The sequence below is a fragment of the Microbacterium sp. PA5 genome (assembly GCF_049860775.1).
Lineage (GTDB): Bacteria > Actinomycetota > Actinomycetes > Actinomycetales > Microbacteriaceae > Microbacterium.
This window is the reverse complement of sequence record NZ_CP187567.1, coordinates 985,089-1,008,365: the sequence shown is the minus strand read 5'-3', so window position 1 is coordinate 1,008,365 and position 23,277 is coordinate 985,089. Positions and strand designations below refer to the sequence as shown.

Sequence of the window (23,277 nt, the reverse complement as noted above, 5' to 3'; positions counted from 1 at the left end):
GTCAGCGCGCGAGACGCGCGACGGCCTCGGCGACGGGGACGACCTCGCGCTCTCCCGAGCGACGGTCCCAGAGCTCGACCTCGCCGTCGGCCGCACCTCGGCCGACGATGACGATCCGCGGCACGCCGACGAGCTCGGCGTCGGCGAACTTCACTCCGGGCGACACCTTGGGCCGGTCGTCGTAGAGCACGTCGAACCCGGCCGCCTCGAGGTCCGCCGACAGCGTCTCGGCGAGCTCGAACGCCGCGCCGTCGCGACCGGTCGCGACGACCTGCACGTCGAACGGCGCGACCGACGACGGCCACACGAGGCCCTTGTCGTCGTTGTTGAGCTCGGCGATGATCGCGAGGATCCGCGTGACCCCGATGCCGTAGGAGCCCATCGTGACGGTGACCTGCTTGCCGTTCTCGTCGAGCACCTTCAGCCCGAGGGTCTCGGCGAAGAAGCGGCCGAGCGCGAAGACGTGCCCGATCTCCATCCCGCGAGCGAGCTCGACCGGTCCCGAGCCGTCGGGGGCCGGATCGCCGGGGCGGACGCTCGCGACCTCGACGAAGCCGTCGTTGCCGAAGTCGCGGCCGGCCACGACCGAGTGCGCGTGCTTCTGGTCGATGTTGGCGCCCGTGATCCACGAGGTGCCCTCCACGACCCGGGGATCGAGGAGGTAGCGGATGCCCGTGGCAGACTCCTCGCCGAGGATCGCACCCTGCGGCGACCAGGGGCCGATGTAGCCCTTGACCAGCAGCGGGTGGCGCTCGAAGTCCTCGGGGGTGGCCGGCTCGACCGCGGCGGGGGCGAAAGCCACCTCGGCGCGCTTGTCGTCGATCTCGCGGTCGCCGGGGAGGCCGACGACCACCAGCTCGCGCGAGCCGTCGAGGTGGGTCAGGGCGAGGACGACGTTCTTCAGCGTGTCGGCCGCGGTGAACTCGCCGTCGAGCACGGCGTTGGCGTGCGCGACGAGCGTGTCGATCGTCGGCGTGCCGGGAGAGTCGAAGATCACGGGATCGGGCAGGCCGTCGAACGGGACGGGGTCGGGGGCGACCGTCGTGAACGCCTCGACGTTGGCCGCGTAGCCGCCGGCCGAGCGCACGAACGTGTCCTCGCCGACCGGGGTGGGGTGGAGGAACTCCTCGGAGCGGGCCCCGCCCATCAGCCCGTTGTCGGCGGCGACGATGACGTATTCGAGTCCGAGCCGCTGGAAGATGCGCTCGTAGGCGTCGCGCTGCGCCTGGTAGGAGCGGTCCTGTCCCTCATCGGTGTAGTCGAACGAGTACGCGTCCTTCATCGTGAACTCACGGCCTCGCAGGAGCCCGGCACGCGGACGGGCCTCGTCGCGGTACTTGTCCTGGATCTGATAGATCGTCAGCGGCAGGTCCTTGTAGGACGAGTAGAGGTCCTTCACGAGGAGCGTGAACATCTCCTCGTGGGTCGGCGCGAGCAGGTAGTCGGCCCCCTTGCGGTCCTGCAGCCGGAAGATGCCGTCGCCGTAGGAGGTCCACCGGCCCGACGCCTCGTACGGGTCGCGCGGCAGGAGCGCGGGGAAGTGCACCTCGAACGCCCCGGCGGCTGCCATCTCCTCGCGGATCACGGCCTCGATCTTGGCCTTCACGCGCAGGCCGAGCGGCAGCCAGGTGAAGATCCCCGGTGCGGCGCGGCGGATGTACCCGGCGCGCACGAGCAGGCGATGGCTCGTGACCTCGGCATCCGCGGGATCTTCACGGAGCGTGCGGAGGAAGAAGTTCGACAGACGTGTGACCACGAGGGTCTAGCTTACGGGGCGGGGAGCCTCACGCCTTCGAGTACTGCGGCACGGAGACCGCCTGGAACTGTGAGCACTGCCGGATGTCGCAGAGCGAGCACTCGGTGCCCCGGCGGTAGTGCTCGTGGGCGGCGCGGTCATGGCCGCACTGGCACTGATCCGAGAGCGCGTCGTCGCGCTTGCGTCCCCACACGTGCGTCCTCCTGAGTCCGGCGTCCGATCACGCCCGATAGGGCCATCGTACCGCTCTCGGAGCGCCTCGCACCTGGGAGTGTCCTCCATCCGGCGGACACGCGGAGGGCGGGTGTCCGCCATCCGGCGGACAGGGCGCGGCCCGGCTTAATCGGACTGCTGTCGGCCGTTTATCCGGCCGAAACACGACGGCGGGAGCATCGAGGAAGAGATCCACCGCAACGGCACCATCCCTGCTCCCCCTCCCGCAGTGCATCGCAACGGACCGATCCTCCGTCGACGAGAGTCCGGGGAAACCAGGGCGTGAGATCGCAACGCCGCGCAGGAGATCGGTTCTGCGTGCCAACTGAACAGCTCTGGTCATCACGTCCTGTCTCATCTCTGCGAAAGGCGCCCTCCCCCATGACCGATCTGCACTCCCCCCGAATCTCGATCATCGTCCCGGCACGCAACGAGGCGAAGAACCTCGAGATCGTCCTCCCCCAGCTGCCCGAGGTCCACGAGATCATCGTGGTCGACGGCCACTCCGTCGACGGGACGGCCGAGGTGGCGCGGCGCGTCCGACCGGGTGTCGACGTCATCACCCAGACGCGGCGCGGCAAGGGCAACGCCCTGGTCTGCGGCTTCGAGCGCGCCACCGGCGACATCATCGTGATGTTCGACGCGGACGGCTCGGCGGACGCCGCCGAGATCCCCCGCTTCGTCGACGCGCTCGTGCGCGGAGCGGACGTCAGCAAGGGCAGCCGGTACATGGCGGGCGGCGCCAGCGAGGACATCACGCTGCACCGCAACCTCGGCAACCGGATGCTGAACCTCCTGACCAACGCCCTCCTCGGAACGCGGTACACCGACCTCTGCTACGGCTACAACGCGTTCTGGCGCCGCGTGCTGCCGGCACTCGAGCTGCCCCCGGTCCACCTGGCCGACGGGGCGGAGGCCATGGCGTGGGGCGACGGCTTCGAGATCGAGACCCTGCTCAACTGCCGGTTCGCGCAGAACCGGCTGCGGGTGGTCGAGGTCCCGAGCGTCGAGCTGTCGCGGATCCACGGCGAGAGCAACCTCCACGCCATCTCGGACGGTCTGCGGGTGCTCAGGACGGTCCTCGACGAGCGCCGTCGGTGGCGCACCCGCACCCGCCTGGAGCCCGCGCTCCTGGAGGCGGCCATCGAGCCCAGCGGGGCGATGGGCTGAGTCCATGTCGATCGCCGTGGTCATCTGCGCGTACACGCTCGACCGGTGGGATCAGCTCGTCCTCTCGGTCGAGTCGGTGCGCGCACAGCAGCCGGCGCACGAGACGATCCTCGTCGTCGACCACAACGACGCGCTCCGCACCCGCGCCGTCGAGCGCTGGCCCGATCTGACGGTCATCGCGAACGTCGGCGCCCAGGGCCTGTCCACCGCGCGCAACACGGCGCTGGCGGCGACCGATGCCGAGGTGGTCGCGTTCCTGGACGACGACGCCTGGGCCGACGAGGGCTGGCTCGCCGGTCTCACGGCGCCCTTCGACGACCCCGCCGTCGTCGCCACGGGAGGCCGTGCACTGCCGATCTGGCCCGGCGCGGCCCCGGCCGTGCTGCCCCCCGAGCTCCTCTGGATCGTCGGCTGCAGCTACCTCGGACTGCCCGAGGACGACGCCGACGTGCGCAACGTGATGGGGTGCTCCATGGCCTACCGCACGGCGCCCCTCCGCGCGCTCGGCGGGTTCAACCCGGACACCGGGCGGGTCGGGCGCCTGCCCATCGGGTGCGAGGAGACGGAGGTCTGCATCCGGCTGCGCGCGGAAGATCCCGCACGGCTGATCCGCTACGTTCCGGGCGCGATCGTCCACCACCACGTCAGCGCCGATCGCGTCCGGCTGCGCTACGTCGTCCACCGCAGCTGGTGCGAAGGCATCTCCAAGGCGGCGATCAGCCGCACCGTCGGACGCCAGAGCGCCCTCGCCTCCGAGTCGGCCTATGTCGCCGGCGTGCTTCCGGCCGGCATCGTCCGCCAGCTCGGCGACGGTCCCGGCGGATGGATCGGCGCGGGCGCCATCGCCCTCTCGGTGGCCCTGGCGGCCGCCGGATTCCTGCGCGGACGGCTGTCCCCGGGCCCGGTGTCGGCACGTCGCTCCCTGATCGCGGAGCCGGCGGGGACATGACCTCCCACCCGCCGCGCGCTCTGCGACCGCCCGCCCCCGCAGCCCCGGGGACGCGCGAGTCGGCCGGGAGCCGCGCGGCGCGCACCATCTCGCGGGACGCCGCCTGGCTGTTCACCGGGTATGCCGTCGGCAGCGGGTCGGGAGTGCTCTTCTGGGCCGTCGCCGCCGTCGTGCTCCCGCAGACGACGCTGGGCGTGGAGGCCTCGCTGCTGTCGATCGTCATGGCGGCGGCCGCGTTCGCCGCCGTCGGTCCGGGAAGCGCGCTCATCGTGCTGCTACCGCCGGGCGGGCCTGCCTCTGCCGCTGTGATGTCGCGCGCGGTCGCCGTCACCGCGGGCACCGCCGTGGTCGCCGGGGCGGGCGCGGGCCTGCTCGCCGGCAGCCTCCTGCCGGGCGACCAGCCGGCACCCGTCGTCGTAGTGATCGTGACGGTCGCCACCGTCGTCTGGGCCCTCTTCAACCTGCAGACGCAGGCCCTGGCCGGGGCGGGGTCGGCGCGGGCCACGGCCTGGCTGAGTGCGGTGGCAGGGGCGGGGAAGGTCGCCCTGGTCGGCGCGATGGGCGTGCTCGCGCCGGACCAGCCCTCCCTCCTGCTGATCGCGACCCTCGCGCCGGCCCTGGTCGCCACGGCCGTCAGCCTGCTGGTCGTCGTGCCTCGGGCGCTCGCCGCCCTCCGCACCGCAGGCGACCCCGGCCGGCACTGGGACCGCGCCCTGTCCCGCGCGTTCCTCCGCTTCACGGCGCAGAACGCCGTGGCGACCGGATCCGTCCTCGCGCTCGGGCTGTCGCTCTCGTTCCTCGTGACGGTGCTCTCCTCGCCGGCCGAGGGCGCCGTGTTCGCCCTCAGCTACCAGGTGAGCGTCGCCCTGGACCTCATCGGCGTCGGGGTGGCCACCTCGCTCGCGCGCAACGCGTCGATCGACTACGACGCGAGCGCGGAGGCGACCCGGCACCTCTCGGCGAGGGTGTCGCGCATCGTGCTGCTGCTCGGCGCCGCCGCCACCGCCGCGGCCCCGCTGGTGATGTGGCTGCTGGGCGACGAGTACGCCCCCGCGCAGGGCCTGCTCATCGTCGCCGCCCTCGTCCTCGCGAGCGCGCTGCGCCCCCGCTACGACCTGTGGTCGGCCCTGCTGCGCGCCCGCCAGCGCGTCGCGCCCGTGATCGCCGCCAACGGCGTGTGGATCCTGCTCGTGCTCGCCGGCTGCGCGACGCTCATCCCCGTCCTCGGCGCCGCCGGCGCCGCGCTGTCGCTGCTGATCGGCGCCGGAGCCCTCGCCCTCATCGGCACCTGGGCGCCCGCCCGCATCGGGGCGGCGCCGGGTCCCGTCTCCCCCGCGCACGCGCCTTCGCCCGCTGCTCCCGCCGCCGCTGCTTCCGTCCCCGCTGCTCCTGTCCCCGCTGCTCCTGTCCCTGCTGCTCCTGTCTCTGGAGGCTCCGCATGACGACACTGCTCCTGTCCGCCGCCATGCCCCTGCACGGCGAGGTCGAGCGCGAGGAGGCGACCTGGGTCGGACTCCTCGACGCCGACCGGCTCACCCCGGCGACCGACACGCTGCTCCTCGACGGCGGCGAGCGCTTCGATCGCGCTCGCCTGCTCGTGCGCGACGACGCCGGCATCCGCGGCTACGTCGCCGTGCCCGTCTCGGACGGCGCCGCCGATGCGGCGGTCGTCCGGGAGGCGGTGGACGCGCTGCCGCCCGCCGCCGGGCTCCCCGAGCCCGCCGTCGTCCCGGTCACGGTCGTCGTGTGCACACGGGAGCGCCCCGAGACGCTCCGGGAGACGCTGCACTCCCTCGCGGCGCTCGAGTGGGAGGCCCTCGAGGTGGTGGTCGTCGACAACGCACCGGCCACCACGCGCACCGCCGAGCTCGTCGCGCGCGAGCACCCCGACTTCCGCTACGTGCGCGAGGACACCGCAGGGCTCTCCCACGCGAGGAACGCCGGGCTGCGGGCCGCGACCTCGTCGATCGTCGCCTTCACCGACGACGACGTCATCGTCGACCCGCAGTGGGTCCGCCGGCTCGCGGCGGGCTTCGCCGTCGGCGACGACGTCGGCTGCGTGACCGGGGCCGTCCCCAGCGGCGAGCTCCGCAATGCGGTGCAGAGCTACTTCGACGCGCGGGTCAGCTGGTCGAAGCTCATCGTGCCGCGCGTCTTCCGTCTGAGCGACCCGCCCGCCGACCTGCCGATGTTCCCCTTCTGCGTCGGCGAGTTCGGCACCGGCGCGAACTTCGCGGTGCGCCGGGACACGATGGTCGGTCTCGGCGGCTTCGACTCGGCGCTGGGCGCCGGAACGGGCACCCAGGGCGGCGAGGACCTCGACATGTTCCTGCGGATCCTCTACGCGGACGCGGCGATCGTCGTCGAGCCGGCGGCGATCGTCTGGCACCGGCACCGCGCGGACCTCGCGGCGCTGACGGCGCAGGCCGTCGGCTACGGCCGGGGCTTCGGGGCCTGGGCCACGACGGTGGTGCTGGACCCGAGGATGCTCGGCGCCGCGGTGCGTCGCGCCCCGCGTGCCGTCTCCCGCCTGCTGCGCAAGCCCATGACGACCGTCGACGGCGCCGCGACGACGCGGGCCGCCTCGGAGGCCGACCGTTCCGTCGCCCGCCGCGAGCTGCGGAGCATCCTGGGCGGCCCGGCCAGCTACCTGCGCGAGAGCAGGCGCCAGCGCGACGCGGGGGTCTACGCGGGTCCGTCCTCGCGCGGGGCGGTGCTGGAGCGGCGGCTGTGGGCGGCGATCGCCGCCGCCGCGGGCGTGCTGGGCCTGCTTGCGGCCCTCCCGCTTCCCACCGGCCTCTCCCTCGCCCTGCTCGCCTGCTTCGTGCTCGTGGGCCCCGGGGCGGTGGTCCGCGCCTGGGTGCCGCTCTCACCGCCGCTGACCTCTCTGGCCGTACCGGCGCTGGGGCTCACGGCGATGATCCTCCTGGTCACCGCCTCGGCCTTCGCCGCCTGGTGGCAGCCGGCACTCGCGCTCGCGGCGATCTCGGCGACCACGCTCGCCGTGGCTGCGGCGACCTTCCGTGCGGGGGTGCGGGCATGACGGCGATCATCACCCGTGCGGCGCCGAGCTCGGCCGCCCCCGCGCCCCGCCGCGAGACCCGTCGCCCCCCGACCTGGACCGTGCCCGCCGCGCTGGTGGCGGCAGCGGGAGCGGCCTGGGCCGTCTCTGCGACGACCATGCGGGATGCGCCCTGGAGCATGTTCGGGCTGCTCACGGCGGCGAGCCCGCTGTTCGCGGCATCGATCGTCCTGGCGGCGCTGGGGTTCTGCCTCGCCATCGCGCTGCAGGCCCGCCGCACCGCGGTGGCCGCGCTCGTGATGACGGTGGTCGTCATGAGGCTGCCGATGACCGTGGGGGTCGCCGAGCCGTCCTACTCCTGGACGTACAAGCACTTCGGGGTGGTCGACTACATCCAGCGCTACGGGGCGGTCGACCAGACGATCGACATCTACCACAACTGGCCGGGGGCCTTCGCGCTGGTGGCGTGGCTGAACGACGTCACCGGAACCGACACGACGAGCGTGGCGCTGTGGTTCCCGGTCGTCGTGCAGCTGGCGATCGTCTATGCGGTGTACCACCTGTGCCGCTCCCGCGACATGCCCGTGTGGACCTCGCTCGTCGCGGCCTACCTCGCCCACGCCGCCAACTGGGTGGCGCAGGACTACATGTCGCCGCAGGCGATCGCCTTCACCCTGGGGATCGTGGTGCTCGCCCTGCTCCTGTCCTCGACCCGCTCCCGCGCCGCCGCCTGGGTCGCGGTGGCGATCTTCGCCGGGATCGTGGTCACCCACCAGCTGACGCCGTTCTGGCTGATCGCGGCGACGGCCGCGCTGACGATCCTGGGGAGGATCCGCCCGCGCTACCTGGTCGCGGTCCTCGTCGCCCTCGCCGTCGGCTACATGCTGCTGCACCTGGACGTCCTCTCGCGCTTCGGGAGCCTGCTGAACTTCGATCTGCTCGCCAACCTGCAGACGCGCTCGCAGCAGTCGGGCGGGACGCCGAGCATCGGCCAGTCCGTCAACTCGCTGGCGGCGCGCATCGTGTCGGGGGCGGTGTGGGTGTCGGCGGGAGCGGTGATCGTCCGGCGCTTCATCCGGCATCCGCAGCAGCGGCGCGAGACGCTGACCGTGGCGACGATCGCCTTCTCGCCGCTGCTGATCCTCGTCGGTCAGGGGTACGGCGGCGAGGCGATCTTCCGCGTCTTCATGTACTCGCTCCCGGGGTGCGCGATGATCCTCGCGCCGGGGGTCACCGCGCTCCTCCAGGCGAGGAGACGCGGTCGCACGGTCCGCACGTCGAGCGCGTGGGGACGACGCTCGACGGCGATCGTCGGCGTCGCCGCCATGACGCTGCTGTCCGCGCAGGCGTACTACGGGGGCTGGTTCGCGAACCTGGTGACGACCGAGTCCGTCGACGTGGCGACCCGCATCCTGACCGAGGAGGACCCGAGCACCCTCACCATCGGCGTCGCGCCGGGCGCTCCCGGACGGCTCGTGGCCGAGTACGCGGACTTCGTCCGCAGCAGCGCCGAGTTCGACACGGGCATCGACACGTGGCTGAACTCGTGGTGGGAGGACGAGGACTTCTCCGACCCGACGCGCATGAACCGGATGACCGAGACCCTGCTGGCGAGCGGCCAGCGCTCCATCATGCTCATCACCCGGCAGATGCGCTACTACAACGACTACTACGGCACGCTGCCGGCGGGGTCGCTCGACAACCTCATCGCCATCGTCGACGCGGACCCGCGCTGGATGCTCGAGTACTCCAGCGACGACATCCTCATGTACCGACTCGACGACGGGGCCGGCGGATGAGCGCGACGGCACCCCTCGCCCCGGCGGCGCCGACCACGCCCGCGCCGGTCACCCCTGAGCGGCCGCACCGGGCGCCGGCGTCCGCGGCGCGGGCCATCGCCACCACCTACGGCGCGCGCGCCGCCACCCTCGTCGCCTACGTCGCCCTGCTGCCGGTGGTGCTGCAGGCGGTCGGGCCGGACGCGTACGGCCTGTACGCGCTCACGGTGGCGCTCGGCGCGATCTTCCAGCAGGACCTCGGGATCGGCGACGCCACGACGCGCTTCATCGCCCATGCGCATCCCGCCGGCGACGCGGAGCGCATGCGGCGGATCGCCGCGGCGAGCGCGGGGTTCTACCTCGTCGCCGCGCTGGTCATGGGAGCGGCGGTCGCGATCTCCCTCACCCTCACGATCGGCGCCGCAGCGGTGCCGCCGTCGCTGCACGACACGGCGTGGGTGCTCGTGGTGCTCGGCAGTGCGAACGTGTTCCTCCTCCTCGCCCTCTCGCCCGCCCGGCAGGTCCTGGCCGGCGTCGGACGGATCGACGACGTCAACGTCGCGATGATCGTCCAGGCGATCGTGCGCGTCGTGCTGACCCTCGCGGTCTGCGCGCTGGGATGGGGCATCGTCGCCGTCGCCGTCGCCGATCTCACCGCGACGCTCGTGCTGGGCGGCCTGGCGCTGTGGCTGCGCCGCCGGCGCGCGCCCGCTCTGACGGTGCGCGTCGCCGACTTCCGCTGGTCGACGTTCCGCGAGCTGTTCGCCATGAGCGCGCAGCTGATGGTGATCGGGCTCTCCGCGGTGGTCGTCACCCAGATCGGCGGCGTGCTGACCGCCGTGCTGCTGCCGCTCGCCTTCACGGCGCTGTTCACGGCGGGGCAGCGGATGTACCTCGTCGTCAAGGAGGTCACCTCGTCGCTGTCGACGGCCCTCCTGCCGATGGCCGCGATGCAGGAACGCACCGGCGGCGCCGACGCGCACCGGACGCTGTACCTCACGGGCACCCGCTACGCGAACATGCTGATGACGATCGTCCTCGTGCCGGCGGTGCTGTTCATGCCGGTCGTGATGGCGAGCTGGATCGGGGCGGACGGTGCCCCAGCCGCGCTGGTCGCCCAGATCCTGATCCTGTCGCTGTTCGCCAACAACAACCACCTGCTGGCGATGCCGATCCTTATCGCGCAGGGCCGGGTGCGGCCGTACGCGATCCTGCATGCCGTGTGGGCGGTGACCGGCACCGCGCTCGCCTTCGTGCTCGGATCGGCGCTGGGGCTGCCGGGGATCGCCCTCGGCATCGTCCTGCCGATCGTTCTGCTGGAGCCGGTGTACGTCGCCGTCGTGCTGCGCCGGGTGGGCGCCCGAGGCCGCGACTTCATGGTGCAGTGCCTGCTGCGACCGCTCCTTCCGGCCCTCCCCTTCGCCGCCGCCCTGAGCGCGGCCGCGGCGCTGCTGCGGCCGGACCTCGCCGGAGCCGCGCTCCTGAGCCTCGCGTGGGCGCTCGCCCTGGGAGGCGTCTACCTCATGACCGACGCCCCGGCACGACGGGCGCTCAGCCGCCTGACGCGCCGCGGCGCGACCGAACGACGGGAGAACGCGCGATGACCGCCTACATCGAGCGGATGCAGCAGGCCTCCTTCGACGCCCTCGCCCGTCTGCACGAGGGGGTGGACGAGCTCATCCTCACCGACTTCCCCGATTACGAGAACATCGGCGACTCCCTCATCGCGCTCGGCCAGGCGGAGTTCTGGCGCCGTGCGGGCATCCGCGTCGCGGCGACCTACTCGTGGATGACGATCGACGACCGCGTCCACTCCTCGACGATCCCCGTGGCCATCCAGGGCGGCGGCAACTTCGGCGGGCTCTACCCGCAGCACTCCGCGCACCGCTACCGTCTCGCCGAGCACCTGCGGGAGGACACGCTGCTCATCCAGGAGCCGCAGTCCGTGCATTTCGCGAGCGCCGACGATCACGACCAGTTCCGCCGGCGCATGGCCACGCGCACCGCACTGCGCCTCGCCGTACGCGACCGCACCTCGCTCGCGACCGTCGCACCCTCGGTGCCGGGAGCCTTCCTGGCACCCGACAGCGTCCACATGCTCGGCGCGCTGGACGCGCCCGCGCCGGTGCAGGACCTGCTGTTCGTGCTCCGTCGCGATGCCGAGAGCGCCCTGGTCGGGCGCGCCGGCCCGGGAGGCGTCCCGCACAGCGATGCCGCCGCGGACAGCGTCGACTGGCCCGCGATGACGCTCGGTGACCGCGCCCGCCGCCGTCTCACCCGCATCGTCCGCGAGGGGGCCCTCACCCGCCGCATGAACCGGACGACGGCGCGGTGGTTCGCCGACGCCGAGACCCGGCTCGAGACCGGCATCGCGCTGCTGAGCGCCGGCGAGACGATCGTCACCGATCGCCTGCACGCGATGCTCCTCGCCCTGCAGATGGGCAGGCGGGTGATCGCCATCGACAACGCGAACGGCAAGCTCAGCAGCTACGTCGACACCTGGATGACCGACCTCGACGCGCCGCTGCAGCTGGTCTCCGACCTCTCCGCAGCGCGCGAGGCGGTGCACTGACCCATGTCCCGCACCCTCGCCCTCGCTCCCCCGTCGGATCTGCGCCCCGGCGGGGCCGGCGCCTCGCCCGCGGCCGGTCGGGTGCGGACGGCGGACCGCATGTCGGCGCAGACGCGGATCGCCGTGCTCCTGCAGCCGCTGCGCGTGCCGCCCCGCCGCGAGGTCGTCGACCGCGTGCGCGCCCTGTTCGCCCTGGGGGCCGCCGCGCGCGCCGGGCGCACCTTCACCGGGGAGCGATGGGCCTACGACCCGTCGACCGTCGATGAGAGGGCCGAGCGCGCGGTGCGGGAGCTTCCCGCCGCGTGCGGCACCGAGGCGGGACTCCCGCGCCTGCGTGAGCATGCCGACCCGTCGTCGCCCCTGACGGTCTTCCTCGGCGACGATCGCATCGCCGTGCACGTCGATCACCGCATCGGAGACGGATTCTTCGCCGTCATGGCCGTGGCGGCGCTGTTCGCCGACGCGCCGATGCCGCGGGTCTTCACGAGCGCCGTCGACCGCGATCCGCTCCCCGCCGCGCTGGCCTCGACGTTCGGCCGCCACCCGTCGCGCGTCGCGCGGATCGTGCGCGACAAGATCGTGACCACGCCGCCGCCCTACCGCTACGGGGTCGCGCACGTCCCGGCGGCGCGCGGCTCGCTCGATCTGCACACGGCCGCCATGTCGCGCGAGGCCCATCACGCCCTGGCCGCCTGGAGCCGGCTCCGCACGCCGCGAGTGCCGCCCACGGTCGCGCTGCTCGCCGCCTTCCGCGCCGCCCTGCTCGCCGAGGGGGTCGCCGCCGACGACACCGGCGTGGTGCTCGTGGACCTGCGGCGCTATCTGCCCTCCGGCCGTGCGACGCTCGGCAACTTCGTCACCGGCCACCCCGTCGACCTCGCCCGGGGCGTCGATCTCGCCGGTGCCGCGCTCACCCGCGACCTGCACGCCGGCCGGCCGCTCGCCGCGCTCGCCTCGGCACGGATGCCGGGCCGCCCGGCGCCGCGGGAGGCGCCGTCCGTCCCGTCGACGGCCGTGCCGATCGTGAGCGACATGGGGTTCCTGCGCGCCCTCGAGACCCTGCCGTGGGCCGGTGACGGGCGCCCGGCCGCCGTCGCCGTGTCGGTCGACCCCGCCTCGCGCAACGGGATCACCGCCCTCACCAGTGTGCTGCGCGGCCGCTTCGGCGTCTCCGTCAGCTTCGATTCGACCCTGTTCCCCGCCGAGCGCGTGGCGGCCGCCGCCGAGCGGCTCTGCGCCGATCCCCTGGAGCTGCTGCCCCGATGAGCACCACCCTGCATCCCCCCGCCCCCGCCGCCGAAGCCCTCGCACCCCCGCCGCGGACCTCCCGCGCGATCCGGGTGCTGATCGCCGTCGCCATCGTGCTGGTCGTCCTCCTGGTCGCGGCGGTGACCTGGCTGCTCCCGTTCGCCTTCGCCGACGGGCCGCGCACCCTGTCCGAGGACTTCGACGGGCCCGCGGGGTCCGCACCGGATCCGTCCGTCTTCTCCCTGGACACCGGGGGCGGCGGCTGGGGCAACGGGGAGCTGCAGGACTACACCACGGATGCCGTCGCGCTGGACGGGGAGGGCGCGCTCGTCATCACCGCCACGATCCCGCGCGACGGCGGCCCGATCACGTCGGGCCGCCTGACGACCAAGGGCTCCTTCTCGTTCCAGGCGGGACGGCTGGAGGCCAGGATCAAGCTGCCCGAAGGACAGGGCCTCCTTCCCGCCTTCTGGCTGCAGGGCGATTCCGTGGACGTCGTGGGATGGCCCGGGAGCGGGGAGATCGACATCGTGGAGACGCCGTCGACGACGGCGACCAGCTCCCACCATGTCCACGGTCCCGTGACGTTCACCAAGAAGTGGTCCATCGGGGAGGGCGTCCGCCACGACGCCCTCCTGTCGGACGACTACCACGTCTACGGGGTCACCCGCGGTCCGGGCCTCATCGAGCTGACCATCGACGACGAGGTCGTCATGACCGTCACCCCCGACGACATGCCCGAGGGCGGCGCGTGGGTGTTCGACCTCCCGATGCACATGCTGTTCACCCTGGCGGTGGGCGGCAACTGGCCGGGCGACCCCGACGAGACCACGCCGGAGGTCGCCGAGATGAAGATCGACTGGATCCGCTTCACACCGGCCGGCTGATCTCCGCGGTCATCCGGCGCGCACGGCGCTGCGGGCGAACCACTCCGGCGCGGTGTACAGGAGCCGGGTCACCGGGAGGGCCTCGGCCGCCCGGACGATGACGAGGCTCGCGGCGACGGCGAGCCCGGCCATGAGGAGCGGCAGGACGGGCGCGAGCGCCGCGACCGCCGTCGCCAGCGACGTCGTCCCGGCGGCCTGGAGCGCGGTGGTGATCGCCGACAGCACGAGCACGTGGGTGACGTAGACCTGAAGGGTGCGGCTGCCGAGGTGGGCGAACGGGCGCCCGAGCGCGCCGGCGAGGCCGGGGCGGCCGGGGGCGATGATCCGCGCCAGCCCGAGCGTGGCGAGCGCTCCTGCGGCCGCGACCGGCAGCGCCGTGGCGATGTCGACCGCGACCCCGGTGACGGACCGGAGTGCGAGCCCCGCCACGAAGACCGCGAACAGCCCCGCGGTGGCCCAGGGCGTCAGCCGCTCCACCCGTGCCAGGAGGCGGTCCCGGAACATCACGCCCACGAGGAAGAAGACGTAGTAGCGCAGGATGCCGTCGTAGGCGACGTTGCCGGTCGTGAACCCGGAGTGGAGGACGAGCGAGCACAGGGTCGCCACGCCCAGGGCGGCCAGGCGCGCCACCGGTCCGGTCGCGAGCTTGGTGACCACGAGGAAGACGACGAGGGCGAAGAGGAACCAGAGCCCGTTCGACGGGCGGACCACCGAGAGCACCAGGTCGATCCAGCTCGACTGGTTCAGCTCGATCGGCTCGGGCATGACGCGGTAGTAGAGGAACCGCAGCACCGTCCACAGCACGAACACCCAGACGAGCACGGCCAGACGCGTCGTCCACAGCGCCCGCCAGGGGCGCCGGAGCGCCCCCACCGCCAGGGCACCGGCGAGCAGGAAGAACAGCGGCATGCGCAGGAGGGCGAACGCCAGATTGAGGTCGGTCCACCAGGCCGGCGCAAGCCCGGTCGGGACCGCGAACATCCCGGCGTGGAAGAGGACCACGAGCGTGATCGCGATGCCGCGTGCGACGTCGATCCAGGCGATCCGCCCGGTGTCGCGCTGCGTTCCGACCTCGTCCGACATGGTGCGACGCTAGCCGCGTCGCGGGCCGCGCCACAGGGGGCGAAACGCAACTTCTCGGGCCTTTTACCGGCCCGAAACGACCCTCGCGCGACCTACACTGGGGCGCGTGCCCGCTCGCCGATCCCGACTCGTCCCGACCGAGGTCCGCGCAGAGCTGGCCGCCTCCCTCGCCGCGCTGCGCGCGAGCCTCGAGCTCGTGGCGACCTTCCCGCCCGACGTGGAGCGCGAAGCGGCGGCAGCCGCCGGCGACGTGCCGACCGACCCCGCCGAGGCCGGGCTGGCCGACCTCCGCGATCTCCCCTTCCTCACCATCGACCCCGCCGGGTCGACCGATCTCGACCAGGCGCTCCACTTGGAGCGCACCCCGAGCGGCGGCGTGCTGCACTATGCGATCGCCGACGTCCCGGCCTACGTCGCTCCCGGCGGCACGGTCGACGTGGAGGCGCGCGGGCGGGGCCAGACGATGTACGCGCCCGACGGCCGCATCCCGCTGCATCCGCGCGTCCTCAGCGAGGACGCAGCCTCGCTCCTCCCGGAGCAGGACCGTCGCGCGTTCGTCTGGCGCTTCGTCCTCGACGAGGGCGCGCGGCCCGTCGAGACCACGCTGACCCGGGCGATCGTCCGCTCACGGCGGCAGTGGAGCTACGAGGAGGCCCAGCGCGCGGTCGACGACGGCTCCGCGCCCGCCTCCCTGGCCGCGATGCCGTGGTTCGGGGAGCAGCGCGCCGCACGGGAGCGCGAGCGGGGCGGCGCGAGCCTGAATCTGCCGGAGTCCCGCATCGTCGCCGAGGGCGACGGCTACCGCCTCGAGCGCAGCGAAGGCGTGCCGCTCGAGGATCACAACGCGCACGTGTCGCTGCTGACCGGCATGGCGGCGGCGGAGATCATGCTCCGCGGCGGCGTCGGGATCCTCCGCACGATGCCGCCGGCCGCCGACGAGGACGTCGAGGAGTTCCGCGCGCAGACGGCGGCTCTGGGTCTGCCGTGGCACCCCGGCACCCCCTACGGCGAGTACCTGCGCGGCCTCGACCGCTCCCCCGCCGCTCGCGCGGTCAAGGAGTACGCCGCGGGCCTGTTCCGGGGCGCCGGCTACGCGGCGTTCGACGGCGAGCTGCCCGACGAGACCGAGCAGGCGGCCATCGGGGCGCCCTACGCGCACACGACCGCGCCGCTGCGGCGTCTCGTCGACCGCTGGGCGCTCGTGGTGTGCGAGGCGCTCGCGAACGGCAGGGACGTCCCCGGCTGGGCGCGGGAGAGCCTCGCGGAGCTTCCGGGCCTGATGAGCCGCAGCGGACAGCGCGCGAGCCAGCTCACCGCGGGGGCGCTCGACCGCGTCGAGGCGGCGGTCCTCCACGGCCGGGAGGGTCAGGAGTTCGACGCGAGCGTGCTGAGCGTCCGCGGTGACGGGCTGCGGGTGCAGCTGCAGGACCCGCCGGTCGACGCGAAGGTGGCCGGTGCCGACGCCGCCGCCGGCAGCGTCGTGCGGCTGCGGCTCACGCGGGCCGACGTCGCCGAGGGCGCCGTCGAGTTCTCCCTCGTCGGCGCCACGGCTTCGCAGGAGGAGCGATGACCACGGTCCTCCTCACCGGATTCGAGCCCTTCGGGGGCGACGCCGTCAACCCGAGCGGCGATGCGGTGCGGACAGTCGCCGAGACCTGGGAGGGGCCCGAATCCCTCGTCGTCGAGGTGCTCCCGGTGACGTTCACCGGCGCGGCGGAGCGTCTGCGGGCGCTCATCGAGGTGCACCGGCCCGACGTCGTGATCGCCGTCGGCCTCGCCGGGGGCCGGGCGGCGGTCGGAGTCGAGCGGATCGCCGTGAACCTCGCCGACGCGCGGATCCCCGACAACGCCGGGGCACAGCCGATCGACGAGCCGAGCATCGACGGCGCCCCGGCCGCCGCCTTCGCGACGCTCCCCGTCAAGGCGATCGCCGCCGCGATCCACTCGGCCGGCATCCCCGCCGAGGTGTCGCACACGGCGGGGACGTTCGTGTGCAACCACGTGTTCTTCACGGCCCTCGACGCAGTGCCCGCGGGGGTCCCGGCGGGCTTCCTGCACGTGCCGTGGGCCGTCGGTCAGGCACCGGTGATCCCCGGCCGGAAGCGCGCACCGGAGCTGCCCGCCGCCGACCTCGCAGAGGCGGTGCGGATCGCGATCCGCACGACGCTGGACGCTCCGGCGCCCGACGCCTCCCGTCCGGGCTCGTCCTCGCGGGACGTCCTCCCCGGCGGCACCCTGCACTGACCCCGCCCGCGCGACCCCCTCCGCCCCGCGCGACCCCCTCCGCCCCGCGCCGCCGCCTCCCCTCCCCTCCCCGATTCGGAGGATCGCGTCGGATTCGGACGCGCCGCGCCGTGCGCTCCGAATCCGGCGGCATCCTCCGAAGCCGATCGCGAATGGTGCGGTCGCGTTCGGGCCGCCCGCTGCGATATATTGCATATCGTGCCCGTTCCGACCGACTCCCTCCCGCCGAGAGGCCTGCTCCGCGACGACGTGCTCGCGCGACTGCGGGACGCGATCGTCGACGGCACACTCGCCCCCGACGAGCAGCTGCGCGACACCGAGCTCGCCGCCTGGCTGGGCGTGAGCCGCACCCCCGTGCGCGAGGCTCTGCTCGAGCTCGCCCGCGCCGGGCTCGTCCGCGCGACACCGGGCCGGTCGACGGTGGTCGCCCCGCTGGACCGGGCGAGCGTGCGCGATGCGCAGGCCGTCGTGGCCGCGATGCACGCTCTGGCCATCCGCGACGCGATCCCGCGGCTCACCGCCGAGCACCTCGACGCGATGCGCTCCGCCAACGCCGATTTCGCCGACGCCCAGCGCCGCGGCGACGTCGACGGCGCCCTCGCCGCCGACGAGCGGTTCCACGCGGTCGCGGTGGCGGCGTGCGGCAACGCCGCCGTCCGGACGGTCCTCGCACAGTACGAGCCGGTGCTCCGCCGCGCCGAACGGCTCCGCTTCGCCTCGCACGAGGGAGCCGCCTCCGTCGCACGCCACGAGCAGCTGATCGCGCTCTGCGCCGCGGCCGATGCCGACGGCGCCGCCCGGCTCGCCGAGCAGACGTGGCAGACCCTCACCATCGACTCCGCCCCCGACACCGCCGGCGGCACCACGCGCTCCACCGACGAAGGGATCACCCCATGAAGCTCGCCGAGTTCCCCCGCTACCCGCTGACCTTCGGCCCCAGCCCGCTGCAGCACCTGACACGCCTCACCCAGCACCTCGGCGGCGCGCAGGTGTGGGCCAAGCGCGAGGACGTGTCGAGCGGCCTGGCGTACGGCGGCAACAAGATCCGCAAGCTGGAGTACATCGTCCCCGACGTCCTGGCGTCGGGCGCCGACACGCTCGTCTCGATCGGCGGCTACCAGTCCAACCACACGCGTCAGGTCGCCGCGGTCGCCGCGCACCTGGGCCTCAAGGCGCGGCTGGTCCAGGAGAAGTGGGTCCCCTGGGACGACCCCACCAACGACAAGGTCGGCAACATCTTGCTGTCCCGGATGATGGGGGCGGATTCGCGCCTCGACGACGCCGGATTCGACATCGGCATCCGCGACTCCTGGAAGCATGCCCTCGCCGAGGTCGAGGCCGCCGGCGGCACCGCCTACCCGATCCCCGCGGGTGCGTCCGAGCACCCGCTCGGCGGGCTGGGGTTCGCGAACTGGGCCTTCGAGGTGGCCGAGCAGGAGAAGCAGCTCGGGGTCTTCTTCGACACGATCATCGTCTGCACCGTCACCGGGTCGACGCACGCCGGCATGATCGCGGGCTTCGCCGCGCTCGAGGACCTCACCGGCGTGAAGCGCCGCGTGCTCGGCATCGACGCCTCCGCGACGCTGCAGAAGACCCGCGACCAGGTGGCCCGCATCGCCCGGAACACGGCGGAGCTCATCGAACTCGGCCGCGACCTCCGCGACGACGAGATCCAGGTGCTCGAGGGGTGGGCGGGAGACCTGTACGGCCTGCCCGTCGAGTCGACGATGAACGCCATGGCCCTCGGGGCGCAGCTGGAGGCGATGATCACCGACCCGGTGTACGAGGGGAAGTCACTGGCCGGCCTCATCGACCTCGTCGGCTCGGGCGACATCCCGAAGGACTCGACCGTGCTGTACGCGCACCTCGGCGGTCAGCCCGCGATCAACGCCTACCACTCCCTCTGGAGCTGAGCCACGCGGCCTCCTCGAGGAGGAACGGGCTCACGCCATTCCGGGTGCGACGCGTGCGAGCGGGCCGACGCCCTCGCGGCGTTCGAAGACGAGGTTGGTCTCGGTGGTGCGGACGATCTCGTGCACCGTGATGTGCTGCAGCACGACATCGCGCAGCGCGGCGGCGTCCTCGACGGCGACGTGCACCAGGAAGTCGTCCTCGCCGGCGACGTGGAACACCTCGATCGCCCCGGGCGTGCGCACGAGGGCGTCGAACAGCCGCTCCACTCCCTCGCGCGTGTGACGCCCCAGCCGCACCCGGATGACGGCTTGGAGCGGCAGCCCGAGTGCGGCGGCGTCCAGCACGACCCGGACGCCGGAGAGCACGCCGCGCGCGCGGAGCGCGCGCACGCGGTACGCACACGTCGACTCGGCGACACCGAGGTCGTCGGCGAGCGCCTTGTTCGATCGACCCGGCTGACGCACCAGTGCCGCCAGCAGCCGCAGGTCCAGGTCGTCGAGCCCCGCCGACAGGGTGTGCTGATCGCTCAACGCGGCGCCCCCTTCTCGCAGTGTTCCTGCGTTTTCCGCAATGCTCGCCCCCATGGACGAGCGTCATCCGCAATCATTCTGGACGCGGGATCAGCGTTCGGCAACCATGTCCCCATGACCCCTGCCACGCACCTGGAGACCATCGCCGTCCACGCCGGTCGCGACGACCTTGCCGACCTGGGGGTCCATGCACCCCCGCTCGACCTCTCCTCGACCTACCCGCTCCCCGGCGTGGAGCTCGGCGGCGACTCCTATGAGGCGCTGGCGACCGGCGGTACCCCGCTCCCCGGGGGCAGCCACGTCTACGCGCGCCTGTGGAACCCCACGGTGGCCCGGTTCGAGGACGCGCTGGCGCGGTTGGAAGGCGCCGAGGCCGCCGTCGCGTTCTCATCCGGCATGGCGGCGATGACGGCGGCGCTGCTGGCCCACACGACCTCGCGCGGCCTGCCGCACGTGCTCGCCGTCCGCCCTCTCTACGGCGGCACCGACCATCTGCTGGCCAGTGGCCTGCTCGGCACCGCGGTCACGTACTGCGCGGCCGACGAGATCGCCGCGCACCTGCGCTCGGACACCGGGCTGATCGTCGTCGAGACCCCCGCCAATCCCACTCTCGAGCTCGTCGACATCGCCGCCGTCGTCGCGCAGGCGCACGGTGTCCCGGTGCTGGTCGACAACACCTTCGCCACCCCAGTGCTGCAGAACCCGCTCGCCCTGGGCGCGTCGATGTCCCTGCACAGCGCGACCAAGTACCTCGGCGGGCATGGCGACGTGATCGGCGGCGTCATCGCCTGTTCGGAGCAGACGGCCGAGACCCTCCGCCCCGTCCGCGCGATCACCGGTGCGATCCTGCACCCGCTGGCCGCCTACCTCCTGCACCGCGGACTTCCCACCCTGCCGCTGCGCGTGCGGGCGCAGCAGGCGGCGGCCGAGCGGATCGCTTCGTGGCTGTCCGCCCACCCCGCCGTGGACCAGGTGTTCTACCCCGGCCTGTCCGGCAGCCCGCTCCTCGGCACGCAGATGCGCGGCGGCGGCGCGATGATCGCGCTGCGACTGCGCGACGGGTACGACGCGGCCGCGCGGGTGGCATCCGGCCTCCGCGTGTTCACGCACGCCGTCTCGCTCGGGGGCGTGGACTCCCTCGTGCAGCATCCGGCCGCGCTCACGCACCGGCCCGTGGCGGCCGAGGCGAAGCCGGACGCCGGCATCCTCCGCCTGTCGGTCGGACTTGAGCACGTCGACGATCTCATCGACGACCTCGCGCACGCCCTCGACGGAAGCGCCTCAGAACAGGAGAACGCGCCGCAGCAGGCCGATCTCCGCGCAGGAGATCCCGTTCCGGCGTGATCTCCTGCGCCCGGCCGTCGCGTCTCAGGCGGTGACGACCTGCGCCGTGCCCAGCGGTGCGTCGGGACCCATCTCGGCGGCGAGGCGGTTCGCCTCCTCGATGAGGGTGGCGACGATGTCGGCCTCGGGGACGGTCTTGATGACCTCTCCCTTGACGAAGATCTGCCCCTTGCCGTTGCCGCTGGCCACGCCCAGATCGGCCTCACGCGCCTCGCCGGGACCGTTCACGACGCAGCCCATGACGGCGACGCGGAGCGGGACGGTCATGTCCTTGAGTCCCTCGGTCACGTTGTCCGCGAGGGTGTAGACGTCCACCTGCGCGCGCCCGCACGACGGGCACGAGACGATCTCGAGCTTGCGCTCGCGGAGGTTGAGCGACTGCAGGATCTGATGGCCGACCTTGACCTCCTCGGCCGGGGGCGCCGACAGCGACACGCGGATGGTGTCCCCGATGCCTTCGGACAGGAGGATGCCGAAGGCCGTCGCCGACTTGATCGTGCCCTGGAAGGCGGGACCGGCCTCGGTGACGCCGAGGTGGAGCGGCCAGTCGCCGCGCTCGGCGAGCAGCCGGTAGGCCTTGACCATCACGACCGGGTCGTTGTGCTTGACGGAGATCTTGAAGTCGTGGAAGTCGTGCTCCTCGAACAGCGACGCCTCCCAGACGGCGCTCTCCATCAGCGCCTCGGGCGTGGCCTTCCCGTACTTCTCGAGCAGCCTGCGATCGAGCGAACCGGCGTTCACGCCGATGCGGAGGGACACGCCGGCGTCCTTGGCCGCCTTGGCGATCGCGCCGACCTGGTCGTCGAACTTGCGGATGTTGCCGGGGTTGACGCGGACGGCGGCGCAGCCCGCGTCGATCGCCTGGAACACGTACTTCGGCTGGAAGTGGATGTCGGCGATGACGGGGATCTGGCTCTTCTTCGCGATGATGTGCAGCACGTCGGCATCGTCCTGGGAGGGGACGGCGACCCGCACGATCTCGCAGCCCGAGGCGGTGAGCTCGGCGATCTGCTGGAGCGTCGCGTTGATGTCGGTGGTCGGCGTGGTGGTCATCGACTGCACGCTCACGGGGGCGTCCCCGCCGACGAGCACCTTTCCGACCTTGATCTGACGGCTCTTGCGACGCGGGGCGAGGACTTCCGGCACGCGCGGCATCCCGAGGTTCACTGCTGGCACATCCACAGCCTACGCCGAGCGGTCGGCCGCGAGGCTCGGCCCAGGTGTACGTTTCCTGCATGACGCTGACGCACGGGTTCTCGCGGCTGATCGGGCGGGACCCGCACGAGCCGCACCGCACCGCGACTCCGCTGGAGCTGCTGTTCGACCTCACGTTCGTCGTCGCCTTCAGCCAGGCGGGCTCGCAGGCCGCGCATCTGCTGGAGCTCGGGCACACCACCCCCGCGGTGGTCGGCTTCGCGGTCGCCGTATTCTCGGTGACCTGGGCGTGGATCAACTACGCCTGGCTGGCGTCGGCGTTCGACTCCGACGACGTCTTCTTCCGGGTCGCCACCTTCGTCCAGATGATCGGCGTCGGCGTGCTCGCGATCGGGCTGCCGGACTTCTTCCACTCGCTCGACGAGGGCCATCACGTCGACAACGCGGTGATGATCGGCGGCTACGTGATCATGCGCGTCGCCCTCATCGCGATCTGGCTGCGGGTCGCCGCCCACGACCCCGCGCATCGTCGCACGGCGCTGACCTACGCCGTCGGCGTCGCCCTCGTACAGGCGGGCTGGGTCGTGGCCATCGTGGTGAACCCGCCGATGTGGGCGGGTCTCGCGCTGATGGTCGGCCTCGGCGTGGTGGAGATGATCGTGCCGGCGGTCGCCGAGCGCCGCGGCGGCGCGACGCCGTGGCACCCGCACCACATCGCCGAGCGCTACGGTCTGCTCGTGATCATCACGCTCGGCGAGGTGATCCTCGGCACCGTGCTCGCGATCTCCGCGGTGGTCGAGACGCAGGGCTGGACCGTGGAGGCGGCGCTGATCGCCTTCGGCGGGATGCTGCTGGCGTTCGCCATCTGGTGGGCGTACTTCACGGTGCCCGCGGCGCGTCTGCTCCACGTGCGACGGACGCGCTCGTTCGCGTGGGGCTACCTGCACATCGCGCTCTTCGGGGCCGTGGCCGGCGTGGGGGCGGGGCTGCATGTGGCGGCGTACGTCCTCTCGGGCGAAGCCCACGTCGACGCCACATACGCGCAGCTCACCATCACGGTGCCGGTCCTCGTGTTCACGATCGTCCTCGGCATCCTCTACGCGATCCTCGTGGGGCGATTCGACGTCTTCCACGTCTGGCTGATCATCGGAACGGCCGTCGTCCTCGCCGTCGCCGTCGCCGCGTCGGCGGCCGGCGCATCGCTCGGCACGACGATCGTGATCACCGCGGTGGCCCCGCTGGTGGTCGTCGTGGGCTACGAGCTGGTCGGTCACCGCCACCTCGAGGAGGACCTCGCCCGTCTGGAGGCCTGAGCGGCCGGCTGCCCCTCCCCGCCCGCCCCTCGCCGCCTCGGATCGCGCGCGGTCGCCGTGCTACTCTGACCGCATGTTCGCGAACACCTCCTGGTGGCC

20 protein-coding genes are annotated in these 23,277 nt (G+C 72.9%); 15 read left to right on the top strand and 5 right to left on the bottom strand.

The annotated features are described in order from the left end of the window. Window position 1: 1 nt before the first annotated feature. Together ACPWUT_RS04575 and ACPWUT_RS04570 are read right to left on the bottom strand one after the other, a co-directional pair. Entirely contained in the window at window positions 2–1,756 is a 1,755-nt protein-coding gene (locus tag ACPWUT_RS04575) for a proline--tRNA ligase (RefSeq protein ID WP_425841114.1), read from the bottom strand. 28 nt (window positions 1,757–1,784) lie between these two features. After that, window positions 1,785–1,949: a hypothetical protein gene (locus ACPWUT_RS04570; protein WP_425841111.1), complete on the bottom strand. Its 165-nt coding sequence runs from the start codon at window positions 1,947–1,949 to the stop codon at window positions 1,785–1,787. 401 nt (window positions 1,950–2,350) lie between these two features. Here ACPWUT_RS04570 and ACPWUT_RS04565 point away from each other — a divergent pair, with 401 nt between their 5' ends. Genes ACPWUT_RS04565 through ACPWUT_RS04525 form a run of 9 tightly spaced genes read left to right on the top strand, consistent with a single transcriptional unit; the run spans window position 2,351 to window position 13,595 of the window. Beyond that, window positions 2,351–3,139, top strand: coding sequence for a glycosyltransferase family 2 protein (locus ACPWUT_RS04565; protein WP_284529206.1), 789 nt, complete (start codon window positions 2,351–2,353; stop codon window positions 3,137–3,139). 4 nt (window positions 3,140–3,143) lie between these two features. After that, the gene (locus tag ACPWUT_RS04560) at window positions 3,144–4,088 is read left to right on the top strand and encodes a glycosyltransferase family 2 protein (protein WP_425841108.1); all 945 of its coding nucleotides are present in this window, start codon (window positions 3,144–3,146) and stop codon (window positions 4,086–4,088) included. After that, window positions 4,085–5,530: a hypothetical protein gene (locus ACPWUT_RS04555; RefSeq protein ID WP_425841105.1), complete on the top strand. Its 1,446-nt coding sequence runs from the start codon at window positions 4,085–4,087 to the stop codon at window positions 5,528–5,530. The genes ACPWUT_RS04560 and ACPWUT_RS04555 overlap by 4 nt, the downstream gene beginning before the upstream one ends. Then, complete coding sequence (locus tag ACPWUT_RS04550) at window positions 5,527–7,131, top strand: glycosyltransferase family 2 protein (protein ID WP_425841102.1); 1,605 nt, start codon at window positions 5,527–5,529, stop codon at window positions 7,129–7,131. The genes ACPWUT_RS04555 and ACPWUT_RS04550 overlap by 4 nt, the downstream gene beginning before the upstream one ends. Then, window positions 7,128–8,909, top strand: coding sequence for a hypothetical protein (locus ACPWUT_RS04545; protein WP_425841099.1), 1,782 nt, complete (start codon window positions 7,128–7,130; stop codon window positions 8,907–8,909). The genes ACPWUT_RS04550 and ACPWUT_RS04545 overlap by 4 nt, the downstream gene beginning before the upstream one ends. Further along, window positions 8,906–10,492, top strand: a complete 1,587-nt coding sequence (locus tag ACPWUT_RS04540; protein ID WP_284529197.1) for an oligosaccharide flippase family protein — start codon at window positions 8,906–8,908, stop codon at window positions 10,490–10,492. Before ACPWUT_RS04545 ends, ACPWUT_RS04540 begins: the two co-directional genes overlap by 4 nt. Then, window positions 10,489–11,460, top strand: coding sequence for a polysaccharide pyruvyl transferase family protein (locus ACPWUT_RS04535; RefSeq protein WP_425841094.1), 972 nt, complete (start codon window positions 10,489–10,491; stop codon window positions 11,458–11,460). The genes ACPWUT_RS04540 and ACPWUT_RS04535 overlap by 4 nt, the downstream gene beginning before the upstream one ends. Window positions 11,461–11,463: 3 nt before the next feature. Next, entirely contained in the window at window positions 11,464–12,726 is a 1,263-nt protein-coding gene (locus tag ACPWUT_RS04530; RefSeq protein ID WP_425841091.1) for a hypothetical protein, read from the top strand. Further along, window positions 12,723–13,595, top strand: a complete 873-nt coding sequence (locus tag ACPWUT_RS04525) for a glycoside hydrolase family 16 protein (RefSeq protein WP_425841088.1) — start codon at window positions 12,723–12,725, stop codon at window positions 13,593–13,595. Before ACPWUT_RS04530 ends, ACPWUT_RS04525 begins: the two co-directional genes overlap by 4 nt. A gap of 9 nt (window positions 13,596–13,604) precedes the next feature. Here ACPWUT_RS04525 and ACPWUT_RS04520 read toward each other — a convergent pair whose 3' ends face one another. Next, complete coding sequence (locus ACPWUT_RS04520) at window positions 13,605–14,678, bottom strand: acyltransferase family protein (protein ID WP_425841085.1); 1,074 nt, start codon at window positions 14,676–14,678, stop codon at window positions 13,605–13,607. A 106-nt stretch (window positions 14,679–14,784) separates the two neighbouring features. Between ACPWUT_RS04520 and ACPWUT_RS04515 the strand changes: the two genes are divergently transcribed. The 4 genes from ACPWUT_RS04515 (at window position 14,785) to ACPWUT_RS04500 (ending at window position 18,835) form a co-directional block, all read left to right on the top strand. Further along, window positions 14,785–16,248 carry an RNB domain-containing ribonuclease gene (locus ACPWUT_RS04515; RefSeq protein WP_425841082.1) on the top strand — a complete coding sequence of 488 codons (1,464 nt, stop codon included), beginning with the start codon at window positions 14,785–14,787 and terminating at the stop codon, window positions 16,246–16,248. Next, window positions 16,245–16,922: a pyroglutamyl-peptidase I gene (gene pcp / locus ACPWUT_RS04510; RefSeq protein WP_425841079.1), complete on the top strand. Its 678-nt coding sequence runs from the start codon at window positions 16,245–16,247 to the stop codon at window positions 16,920–16,922. The genes ACPWUT_RS04515 and pcp overlap by 4 nt, the downstream gene beginning before the upstream one ends. Before the next feature lie 198 nt (window positions 16,923–17,120). Then, the gene (locus tag ACPWUT_RS04505; protein WP_425841076.1) at window positions 17,121–17,819 is read left to right on the top strand and encodes a GntR family transcriptional regulator; all 699 of its coding nucleotides are present in this window, start codon (window positions 17,121–17,123) and stop codon (window positions 17,817–17,819) included. Beyond that, window positions 17,816–18,835: a 1-aminocyclopropane-1-carboxylate deaminase gene (locus tag ACPWUT_RS04500; protein ID WP_425841073.1), complete on the top strand. Its 1,020-nt coding sequence runs from the start codon at window positions 17,816–17,818 to the stop codon at window positions 18,833–18,835. The genes ACPWUT_RS04505 and ACPWUT_RS04500 overlap by 4 nt, the downstream gene beginning before the upstream one ends. 30 nt (window positions 18,836–18,865) lie before the next feature. On the opposite strand, the gene ACPWUT_RS04495 is transcribed toward ACPWUT_RS04500, so the two are convergent. Further along, on the bottom strand, window positions 18,866–19,366 hold the full coding sequence (locus tag ACPWUT_RS04495) for an Lrp/AsnC family transcriptional regulator (protein ID WP_284528104.1): 501 nt from the start codon (window positions 19,364–19,366) through the stop codon (window positions 18,866–18,868). A 114-nt stretch (window positions 19,367–19,480) separates the two neighbouring features. On the opposite strand from ACPWUT_RS04495, the gene ACPWUT_RS04490 reads away from it, so the two are divergent. Further along, window positions 19,481–20,710: a trans-sulfuration enzyme family protein gene (locus tag ACPWUT_RS04490; protein WP_284528103.1), complete on the top strand. Its 1,230-nt coding sequence runs from the start codon at window positions 19,481–19,483 to the stop codon at window positions 20,708–20,710. 24 nt (window positions 20,711–20,734) lie between these two features. Here the strand turns inward: ACPWUT_RS04490 and ispG are convergent, their stop codons facing one another. Further along, window positions 20,735–21,865 carry a flavodoxin-dependent (E)-4-hydroxy-3-methylbut-2-enyl-diphosphate synthase gene (ispG, locus tag ACPWUT_RS04485; RefSeq protein WP_284528108.1) on the bottom strand — a complete coding sequence of 377 codons (1,131 nt, stop codon included), beginning with the start codon at window positions 21,863–21,865 and terminating at the stop codon, window positions 20,735–20,737. An 80-nt stretch (window positions 21,866–21,945) separates the two neighbouring features. Between ispG and ACPWUT_RS04480 the strand changes: the two genes are divergently transcribed. Continuing rightward, window positions 21,946–23,178: a low temperature requirement protein A gene (locus tag ACPWUT_RS04480; RefSeq protein ID WP_284528102.1), complete on the top strand. Its 1,233-nt coding sequence runs from the start codon at window positions 21,946–21,948 to the stop codon at window positions 23,176–23,178. Window positions 23,179–23,277: the final 99 nt, after the last annotated feature.

Coding starts and splice junctions, on each gene's coding strand:
- ACPWUT_RS04520 (WP_425841085.1), bottom strand. CDS start 14,678: ATGTCGGACGAGGTCGGAACGCAGCGCGACACCGGGCGGATCGCCTGG.
- ACPWUT_RS04530 (WP_425841091.1), top strand. CDS start 11,464: ATGTCCCGCACCCTCGCCCTCGCTCCCCCGTCGGATCTGCGCCCCGGC.
- pcp (WP_425841079.1), top strand. CDS start 16,245: ATGACCACGGTCCTCCTCACCGGATTCGAGCCCTTCGGGGGCGACGCC.
- ACPWUT_RS04525 (WP_425841088.1), top strand. CDS start 12,723: ATGAGCACCACCCTGCATCCCCCCGCCCCCGCCGCCGAAGCCCTCGCA.
- ispG (WP_284528108.1), bottom strand. CDS start 21,865: ATGCCGCGCGTGCCGGAAGTCCTCGCCCCGCGTCGCAAGAGCCGTCAG.
- ACPWUT_RS04540 (WP_284529197.1), top strand. CDS start 8,906: ATGAGCGCGACGGCACCCCTCGCCCCGGCGGCGCCGACCACGCCCGCG.
- ACPWUT_RS04565 (WP_284529206.1), top strand. CDS start 2,351: ATGACCGATCTGCACTCCCCCCGAATCTCGATCATCGTCCCGGCACGC.
- ACPWUT_RS04560 (WP_425841108.1), top strand. CDS start 3,144: ATGTCGATCGCCGTGGTCATCTGCGCGTACACGCTCGACCGGTGGGAT.
- ACPWUT_RS04555 (WP_425841105.1), top strand. CDS start 4,085: ATGACCTCCCACCCGCCGCGCGCTCTGCGACCGCCCGCCCCCGCAGCC.
- ACPWUT_RS04480 (WP_284528102.1), top strand. CDS start 21,946: ATGACGCTGACGCACGGGTTCTCGCGGCTGATCGGGCGGGACCCGCAC.
- ACPWUT_RS04550 (WP_425841102.1), top strand. CDS start 5,527: ATGACGACACTGCTCCTGTCCGCCGCCATGCCCCTGCACGGCGAGGTC.
- ACPWUT_RS04545 (WP_425841099.1), top strand. CDS start 7,128: ATGACGGCGATCATCACCCGTGCGGCGCCGAGCTCGGCCGCCCCCGCG.
- ACPWUT_RS04490 (WP_284528103.1), top strand. CDS start 19,481: ATGACCCCTGCCACGCACCTGGAGACCATCGCCGTCCACGCCGGTCGC.
- ACPWUT_RS04535 (WP_425841094.1), top strand. CDS start 10,489: ATGACCGCCTACATCGAGCGGATGCAGCAGGCCTCCTTCGACGCCCTC.
- ACPWUT_RS04500 (WP_425841073.1), top strand. CDS start 17,816: ATGAAGCTCGCCGAGTTCCCCCGCTACCCGCTGACCTTCGGCCCCAGC.